Origin of the sequence: Yersinia sp. IP36721 (assembly GCF_003634395.1) — a bacterium.
Classification (GTDB): Bacteria; Pseudomonadota; Gammaproteobacteria; order Enterobacterales; family Enterobacteriaceae; genus Yersinia; species Yersinia entomophaga.
The window spans coordinates 52,632-61,774 of sequence record NZ_QCZL01000027.1; the positions used below are offsets into that span (position 1 = coordinate 52,632).

A 9,143-nucleotide genomic window follows, 5' to 3' on the forward strand; every position below is an offset into this window, starting at 1 on the left:
CGTGGATTAGAACAGTTTTTTCGCTGTGTCGTACCAGTCTTCTTTGAATTTGCTTTTCTTGTTCTTCGGATCGATACACACAGAAATCAGGTCGTTAACCATTTTCTCATTCTGTACGCCGACGCAAAGACCGCCTTTGCTCTGATCAACATTTTTCATCAGCAGTTCAACCGCATAAGCACCCATACGGGAAGCCAGAATTCGGTCATAAGCTACCGGTGAACCACCGCGCTGAATGTGGCCCAGTACGGTTGCACGGGTTTCACGGCCAGTTTCTTTCTCGATATATTTAGCCAACTCATCGATATCACAGAGTTTTTCGGTGATAGCCACGATGGCATGTTTTTTACCTTTGGCGATACCGGCTTTGATCTCACAAACCAGATCGTCCGGATTGAAAGGCACTTCCGGAATCGCGATAAACTCACAACCACCGGCGATAGCTGCAGCCAGAGTCAAATCGCCACAGTAGCGTCCCATCACTTCAACGATAGAAATACGTTGATGAGAAGAAGAGGTGTCACGTAAACGGTCAATGGCCTCAACCACAGTATCCAACGCAGTGAAGAAACCGATGGTGTAGTCAGTACCCGCCACATCGTTATCAATGGTGCCCGGCAGGCCAACGCAGGAAATACCGCCTTCCGCCTGCAGTAAATCAGCACCGGCATAAGAACCATCGCCGCCGATAACAACCAATCCATCGATACCGCGCGCTTTCATGTTCTCAATGGCTTTTGCACGAATGGCCGGATCGCGGAACTCAGGGAAACGCGCAGAACCCAGGAAAGTACCGCCCCGGTTGATCATGTCTGAAACGCTGTAGCGATCCAGCTGTTCCATGCGATCTTCATACAAGCCGAGGTAACCATCATAAATACCGAAAACTTCCAGCCCTTCAGACAAAGCAGCGCGAACCACCCCACGAATTGCCGCGTTCATACCTGGCGCGTCACCGCCGCTTGTTAGCACACCGATTTTCTTTACCATGACTACCTCTGAACTTGTAGATGCGATTTTTTGAGAATTCTTTATTAGCCGATTATGCCATGAGCACGATACTAGTACATAAAATCAACGCTACGACCATGATATTGGATATTATAGCAAAAACACTATGCTGAATTGATTCAAGTCACACGAAGTAACGGTAAATATTTCCATCATTCTGTAACACAGTTTCAAGAATCAACGCAAAATTACAGCTCCCAATGAGCATGGCGCTCTTTTGGCACTACCGAGCAAGGATCTTGATGGATAAGCACATCAGCACCCGGAAAACGGTGTAACAACGCGCGTTCAACCTGTTCAGCTAAAATATGCGCCTGCATCAACGGTAGATCGTCTTCCATCTCCAGATGCAGCTGGATAAAACGAGTCGGCCCGGATTGCCGCGTACGTAGATCATGAGCGCCAATCACTCCCGGCCAGGAAGTCACAGTATCAATAATGGCCTGCCGTTCTTCATCAGGTAAGGCCCTATCAAGCAATGACTGTACCGCTTCATAGCCCATACGCAGGGCGCTATATAAAATATAAACGCCTATACCCAGCGCAAATAACGCATCGGCGCGGTGAAAACCGTACCAACTTAAAGCCAATGCTATAAGAATAGCACCATTCATCATCACGTCTGATTGATAATGTAGCATGTCGGCCCGTATCGCCTGGCTTTGGGTTTTACGCACCACCCAGCGCTGAAATGTGACTAAAATCAGGGTACTGAATAACGCGACTAACGTAACGCCGACGCCTATACCGGGATCTTGTAAGGGTTCCGGCGAGGCGAGATGCTGGAAGCCGGTTAAAAACAGGAATAAAGCGGAGCCAGAAATAAACATACTTTGAGCCAAAGCGGCCAAAGACTCGGCTTTGCCATGACCAAAGGTATGCTCTTCGTCCGCTGGTTGCAGGGAGTAACGCACCACAAACAGATTAGTGAGAGAGGCAGCCAGATCCACCAGTGAATCGACCAAAGCCGCCAATACGCTGACAGAACCGGTCGCCCACCAGGCAAATATTTTAATTAACAGTAGAATTGATGCTAGTGCAGTAGCCGATAAGGCCGCAGCTTTAACCAGCCGCGCATATTGCAGATCCATAACTTGTCCCAAATTGAATCTTAGGGGGGCAAGTATAACGGATACCGGCAAAAAAAAGCCCTCCATCATGGAGGGCTAAAAGACAGGGATGGTGATGCTTTTTTATCACTATCAACATGAAATAAAAGGATTTGTTTCATTCAATGTCCACACATTGGCCACATCGAAAAAAAGCCCCACATTTTGGGGCTTTATCGTTTTTGTTACATCCAGAGCGTTTGTTGACCGTTTCGCGCCGGGTGTGGCATGGCGGGAATAACTTCGCCGGGCAGCATGATCGAGCTTTCGAATGTCTCCATTGTCTTGAATGTATGGCCGCAGTTTATATTTTGGCACTGATGATAACGTTCCTTTGTGTTCTCGCTCAGGTAGCGACTGGAACGAGCATGGGCGGCTTCTCGACATAGTGGACAATGAAACATTTTAATCACCTCAACTGGCTATGTTTGATGTAACGATTTTAGTTTATTTGTCCTTTTAAAACAATGAATTATGATTATATCACCATCTTACTTCTCTTCTTCATACTCTACATCAGAGAGCTTAACCTCAAGCTCTAGCGCCGTCGTGTAGCCACTTTCGCCGAGGGTGTGTGTCACTTTAGTGATAGTCCACGCCTGCTGATCTATGACGCTCTTAAACCCTCGTACTGTGACCGGGGTTTCCGGGTATAAATCTGCTCGCCCCATTGCTAGGTTTATCGAAAACTCCGCTACGCCGCGTTGCAATTTGTCCCACTTGGCCTGTGCGGCGCGCATCGCCTGAGCCTTGGTGGCGTAAATCGTGGTTAAGGCCAGCACGTTATCAGCTTCCCCGGCCAGATATTCGCCCTGTTTTTCCTCCTGCGGCTTGATTGTTTTGGCTTTGATCGGTTTGGCTTTCGGATGCTGCAAAGCGCGCAAGTGCTGAGTTTTAACTTTGCGCTGGAGTTTAACTTTTTGCTTTTTGGGCTTAGGGTCTTTGGTATGCAACCAGCTTGCGGTCACGCCGGTGTAAGCATTGCGGTCGGCAATGGCAAACTGATGCCGGTCGCCGTCGGCGCGTTCGATGGTCATTGTTGGAATTGGCTTCCCACTGGCCGTCACGCTGTTCCCCGCTTTGAGAAATAGCAGCTTACCGGCTTTGACCGAAACCTCGGCACCATTTCGCTCGGCCAGCCGGGTGAGAAACTTAATATCGGACTCTTGCGATTGGTCGATATGAGGGATTTTAATCTCAGCAAGACCTTTCGCCAGCGCAGCTGTGAGCTTGTTACGTTCAGCAATTTGCGTCACCACTGCGCCGAGGGTGGTGTCGTGATAAGAAGCTTCGCGGCGCGAATTGAGCGAACCGCGAAAATCAGCGCTCCGGGCGCGAACTGTTAACGTATCCGGCGCACCACGATGCTCAATTTCATCGACGGTAAATTGGCCTTTACCAATCAGCGCCGAACCTTTCCAGCCAAGAAACAGCGACAATATGGCACCGCGTGCAGGCATCACCACCTGACCGTCGCTATCATCCAGTTCAATATCCAATTGGTCAGCCTCAAAGCCTCGGTTGTCAGTCATGGTCAGCGAAATTAAGCGGTTGCTAAGATTGGCGCTAATATCTTTGCCGCCGAGTGTGAGCATAAACGCCGGGGCAATATCCGCACCGGCGGCGATAGGCATTCCGATCATCATCAGAATAAACCTCCGAGCTTACTCTGTGCCTGTTGCAGCATATCGCTGGCTTGCTGTTGCAAATCGCCAAACATCGCATTCAGTGATTCATCCACCCGGTTGAGCGTCATGCTGAACTCAATACGCCGTGCTCGACCATCATCAAAAAATACGCTGTGAGTTTGCGAGATACTGGCGACAGCATACATGCCATAAATCGCACCATCCCCACCGAGCAACGGCCACGCTTTGCCCTGTTCGGCCATCGTTTTCAGCGTCAGCAATGACAACACGCCACCGGTAATTTCCGGTAACAACACGCCGGAAAGCGTGATTTTGTCCTCACCGATCCCCAAAAACTGATAGGCCGGTCGCTGACCTACGCGGCTGTTGGACGGCCAGCGATAATCAAGGCTTTGCTGTAGCGATTGATAGGGCAAGGTCTGGAGCTGAAACACAAACAGCCCGAGGGTTAACATCATGTTTGTGGCTCCTTAATCAGTGTTCATACGCGAGCGAGCAGTAGCGCGGCGTTGGCGTTCTTTCTCCTCCAACACTTCGCGGATCATGTTTTTGGCATCCTCCCGGTTTTGCCCCGGAGGCACATTAATGTCGAGCTGATAATGGTTCTGGCTTTGGTCGGTGTAACCGCCAGCATTTGCCGTGACCGGCGCATAGTTGGCTGTTAACAGTCCACCGCTAGGGGAATAACCGCGCCCGTTTGAAGCGGTAGCGTACTGGTTTACCTTGCTAGCGTTGATATCAATATCAGCCGATTCACTTTTAATCAGACCGAGCTTTTCCAATAGCCAATCAACGCCCTCGCGCAGCTTGTTGAATAGTTGAAGCGGCGCGGTGAGCACATCAGCCAATGCCTGACCAAACAGCACTCCGGCATTACGGCAGCTATCTAGGGATTCCTGGGTCGATTTGACCGGTGCAATCAGGTCACTAAACCATTTCCATACCGCCTGTAGCTTTTCCCCCAGCCAGTCAAAAACCGGCTTTAAGGGAGAAAATAACTCGGCCACCGGCGAAAAGGCGGCTTTTAGGCCTTCCACTACGCCAGCAAAAAAGGCGCTGATCGGTTCCCAATATTTACGGATAAGTAACGCCCCGGCGACAATAGCCACCGCGATAGCCACTATTGGCCATGTCACCGCTCCGAGCGCCGTCATAATGCCGCCAGCTACCGCGGTGAAAACCGTACCAAGCAAACTCGCCCCGGCAATAATGGCATTAATCCCCATCACCACCGGCCACGCCACCAGACCAATCGCGCCGAGCATACCAATCACCGCCATACCCACGCCGACAACCTTAAGAATGGTCTCGGATAATCCTTTATTTTTCTGTATCCACTGGTCGAGCTGAAGCACATATTTAGTGGTAGTTTGAGTCAGTTTGCGCAGCGAACCTTCCTGCTGATCAAACAGGTCAGTCCCAACCGCCTGATAGGCAGATTGAAACTGTTTGAAATCACCGCCGAGGTTGTCTTGCATGATTTTGACCAGCTCTGCAGTCTTGCCATCGGACTCCTGAAAAATCTTGGTCAAGCGGTCGAGCTTACCGGATGCCGCGCCTTCCATCAGCACGGCGGCAGAAGATGAGGCTTCCTCGCCGAAAATGGTTTTCATGTACTCCGCGCGCTGGGCGGTGCCGAGCTTGTTTTTATCAAAACTCTTTTGCATTTCTTTGAGAATGGTAAACAACGGGCGCATATTGCCTTTGCGGTCTGCGGTTTTAACCCCTAACTCGCCGAGCGCATCATGGGCTTTACCAACCGGTGCCTGTAGTCGGGTGATAACCGCACGGCTTCCCGTTCCCGCCATTGAGCCGGTAATTTTCGCATCTGCTAACGCTCCCGCCATCGCGGCGGTTTCTTCAACGCTGATACCGGCATTTTTTGCCACCGGTGCGGCATAGGTCAGCGTGTCGCTTAAGCCCTCAAAGTTGGCAGCGGTTTTGTTCATCGCCGCCGAGATAACATCACCAATGTGCGCGGTTTTGTCGTTACTTATACCAAACGCAGACTTAACCCCCATCAACAAGGTGGCGTTTTCTTCCATGCTCTTTTTATTAGCAAGCGACATATTCAGCGTGACCGGCGTTGCGGCCAGAATGCCTTCTTTGTCTGCGCCAGATTTGGCGATAATGATTTGAGCGGCGGCGGCATCATCAGCAGAAGCAGCGGTGGTGTCACCGAGCTGGCGCGCCTGCGTACGCAGTGCTTGCATATCGGCGCTGGATTTCTCCAGACCAAGTACCGCCTGTAACTCAGAGTTTTTCTGTGCAAAATCAAAACCGGGCTTCAAGATAGCCGCACCCGCTACCACGCCAGCGGTCGCCATACCGACACCGGCAGCCCCTGCTCCAGCAAGATTTCCAGCCAGCGCTTTACCCCCCTGATAACGCTGATTAATACGATTGAGTTTGGCCTGTTGCTGGCTGTTGCGAGCAAGTGCCTCGCGCTGACGGTTAAGGCTGGCTGTAGTCTCATTAATCGATGCTTTAAGCCGACGCTCATCGTTCGACAAAGTACGAGTATTGATTCCCGCCTGTTGTAGTTCTTGGCGCTGGCGCTGCACCGATTGACGCAATCCGTTGTATTTGAGTTGCATCTCAGAGGCGACACGTTTAGCGGCTTCCATCGCCTGAGTCTGTGCGCGAGTCGGTCTTTCGGTATTTCTAAACTGTATAGCCAGCTCGGCGGCTTCCTGCTTGGCTTTCTGCAACGCTTGGCTTGTCACCGCTAGCTGTGCGCTCGTTTTACGAAAACCCTCAATGCGCCCGGATTGGGTACTTAACTCTTTGAGGGTTTTCTGCGTAGTGCGAATATCACCAGACAGGGATTTACTCGCTGCCTGAATCGCTTTAAACGGGCGGCTAGCTCGATCAACGACGTTGAGAAGCACCTGCAACTTTAGATTATTGCTCATCAGTGTTTCCGCTTCGTTGTAGCGCTTTATCACGCCAGAGAATGAGTTCGGACAAACTCAGAGAATAAAGCTCTGATGGCGGCCAGTGGAAAATCACCGCGATATCCGCCATCAAATCATCGACCGACAAACGCGGTGGAAAGGTTAACGTTCCGAGCTCGGCGACAAAAAACCAATTACCTTACTCGCCAGCAAAATCATGTCGGGTAACTCCAAATTAACCACTTCGCTCTCGGTTAATGACGGATATGTCATGCGCGGCAACACCTTAATCAACGCGTTAACCTCTGAGGTTGCTACATCCTGCAAACTCACCCCGCGCAAAGTGCCGGTGTTAGGTTTAATCAGAGTGATAGTTTCAATCAGGGTGTCGCCGCGCTTAATGGGGTTTTCCAGCGTAACTACATTTTCGTTTTCGATATTCACTTTTTCTGTTGCTCTGCTTTTAGTTCTAGCCATGATTTTTCTCTCAAAAATAGGGATTGACCGGCCAGCGATTTATCTGACCGGAGATAGCATTACAGACCGATGTTTTTGCGGTGCTGCTCCAGACGATCGACGCCGTTGACCTTCTCAATCATGTTGACGACGTCAATCTCAATCAGCTCTTTGCCATCAAGGGTCATTTTGTAGTAGGTGCATTGAGTCGAGATTTTTGTTTCGGTGTTCTCGCCTTGCTTGTTATCACCGCCGTCAATTTCTTTGTGACGGCCACGCATTATAATTTCTACCGCCACCGTCTCGCCGGTGTCGTCGCGCTGGTAGGAACCAGCAAAGCGCAATGGAACATCTGACGCACCCGGCGTCGCGTACTGCGCCCAAATAGCTTCATCCGGCAGACCGCCGACCGTCCACTCCATTGAGAGCGCATCATCATCCAGCCCTAAATCCACCGGCGCGGAGCCGTTCATCCCACCGCCGCGATAATTTTCCAGCTTGCGAGTCAGCTTAGGCAACGTCACCGAGCTGACTACGCCCATGTAGCTCAAGCCGTCGTTAAACAGGTTGAGGTATTTCAGTTTGCGCGGTAATGCCATGATGTTTCGGTTCCTTAGCTGTTGGCCGTCGAGCCTAAGCTCACCAAATATTTATCGGTGATTCGCTGACGCAAAGTGAGGTTTTCCAGCGGTGGCACTGGCGTGTAGTCGTAATCGATATACAACTTGCCTGCCTTGAGGGTTTCTTTATCGTTGGCGCTATCGTCGTACCAGCAATCGGCATCGATGATATAGCCGTTCGATTTCAGCTCGCGAAACTTGGCTTTGATACCATCGACAATGTCGCGAATCAGCGTGCCGGTCATGGGTTTATCGACTGCCCACTGATGCGCTTCGGCCATAGTGTCAGCCAGCACCTGTGCGGTACGAACATAGTTTTCAAACAGAAAAAGTGGATCATCTGAACAGGTGCGGTTACCCCAAAAACGGAAGCCATCGGAACGAATTAACGTGGTTACACCGGCCTCATTGAGCAAGTCGGCATCTGTACCCGGTGCCTGTAAATCCCAAAACACACTAGCACTGATACCGGTTACGCCATTCACACCGACGTTAGATAAGGTCTTATGCCAGCCTTGCTCTTGGTCGATTTTGGCGCGTAGCCCGAGTGCTCGGGCAGTCGCCCATGCTTTGGTGCTGGCGTTCGCCGTGGTGTCCCATGCCAAAAAATCCGGCCAAATCAACATCAGCTCGCGCTGGCTGAAATTCTCACGATACTTGATAGCATCCGACAGCGTTTTACAGCCCCATGCGCTGATATAACCAAAGGCACGTAACTGCTGGCAAACCGACGCCAGTGCGACCGCGACCTCTTTGCTATCCAGCCCCGGCACGCCGAGAATCCGAGGTTTAACGCCCGTCACCGCTTTTGCAGTAAGTAAGGCTTTCAGGCCGGTATACTGGCCGTTTTCATCTGCACCGCCGATGATATTGGAAATGGTCGCCGCCTGAATCTCATCCTCGTTCTCGCCGTCCCCTTCGGCCACGCGAACAACAACGGTGACCGGTTTGCACTGATCGCCAATCGCGGCCAGCGCAGCGGATAAAGTGCCTTTTTTACCGGCTTTTCCTGCGGCAACAATCACGTCAGTAATCAGTACTGGCACGTTAAGCGGAAAGGTTTTGGCATCCGCATCAGGTGCGGTGCAGACCATGCCGACAACGGCGGTTGAAACGGTGGAAATAACGCGTGTGCCTTCGTTGATTTCGAGGACACGGACGCCGTGGTGATAATCACCCATGGGGTAACTCTCCGTTGGTGGTTGGTAGAGAGTATGTTGACGGTTTAGCGCGCGGGGGGCATCTGATGAGCGTTCGGAGAGAAACGAAACAACAACGCCCTGTAAAAGGGCGCATATAAAAAGGACATTATCGGTCGGCAGCCACCAGTATCGCCGAAACCTCATTAGACAGCGTAGTCATATCCGCCAGTACGCCGGTGACGCCCTCCGGCTTGACCAT

Annotated in this window: 10 protein-coding genes; all 10 read right to left on the reverse strand. The window is 51.2% G+C overall.

What is annotated here, in order from left to right:
- Positions 1-6: 6 nt before the first annotated feature.
- Positions 7-990 carry a 6-phosphofructokinase gene (gene pfkA, locus DBA33_RS17445; protein ID WP_064514565.1) on the reverse strand — a complete coding sequence of 328 codons (984 nt, stop codon included), beginning with the start codon at positions 988-990 and terminating at the stop codon, positions 7-9.
- 209 nt (positions 991-1,199) lie between these two features.
- Entirely contained in the window at positions 1,200-2,102 is a 903-nt protein-coding gene (fieF, locus tag DBA33_RS17450) for a CDF family cation-efflux transporter FieF (protein WP_064514568.1), read from the reverse strand.
- Between the two features lie 203 nt (positions 2,103-2,305).
- Complete coding sequence (locus DBA33_RS17455) at positions 2,306-2,524, reverse strand: DNA-binding transcriptional regulator (RefSeq protein WP_071840401.1); 219 nt, start codon at positions 2,522-2,524, stop codon at positions 2,306-2,308.
- A gap of 87 nt (positions 2,525-2,611) precedes the next feature.
- Positions 2,612-3,766, reverse strand: a complete 1,155-nt coding sequence (locus DBA33_RS17460) for a phage late control D family protein (protein WP_120806887.1) — start codon at positions 3,764-3,766, stop codon at positions 2,612-2,614.
- Positions 3,766-4,227 (reverse strand): phage tail protein, encoded by a 462-nt coding sequence (locus DBA33_RS17465; RefSeq protein ID WP_120806888.1) that lies wholly within the window; start codon positions 4,225-4,227, stop codon positions 3,766-3,768. Before DBA33_RS17465 ends, DBA33_RS17460 begins: the two co-directional genes overlap by 1 nt.
- Before the next feature lie 12 nt (positions 4,228-4,239).
- A complete protein-coding gene (locus tag DBA33_RS17470) occupies positions 4,240-6,684 on the reverse strand; it encodes a phage tail tape measure protein (protein WP_120806889.1) in 2,445 nt (814 codons plus the stop codon).
- On the reverse strand, positions 6,674-6,796 hold the full coding sequence (locus DBA33_RS17475) for a GpE family phage tail protein (RefSeq protein WP_120806890.1): 123 nt from the start codon (positions 6,794-6,796) through the stop codon (positions 6,674-6,676). The genes DBA33_RS17470 and DBA33_RS17475 overlap by 11 nt, the downstream gene beginning before the upstream one ends.
- A 32-nt stretch (positions 6,797-6,828) precedes the next feature.
- Positions 6,829-7,104 carry a phage tail assembly protein gene (locus DBA33_RS17480; RefSeq protein WP_162975234.1) on the reverse strand — a complete coding sequence of 92 codons (276 nt, stop codon included), beginning with the start codon at positions 7,102-7,104 and terminating at the stop codon, positions 6,829-6,831.
- Between the two features lie 98 nt (positions 7,105-7,202).
- A complete protein-coding gene (locus DBA33_RS17485; RefSeq protein WP_120806892.1) occupies positions 7,203-7,721 on the reverse strand; it encodes a phage major tail tube protein in 519 nt (172 codons plus the stop codon).
- Positions 7,722-7,735: 14 nt separating this feature from the next.
- Positions 7,736-8,923 (reverse strand): phage tail sheath protein, encoded by a 1,188-nt coding sequence (locus tag DBA33_RS17490; RefSeq protein WP_120806893.1) that lies wholly within the window; start codon positions 8,921-8,923, stop codon positions 7,736-7,738.
- Positions 8,924-9,143: the final 220 nt, after the last annotated feature.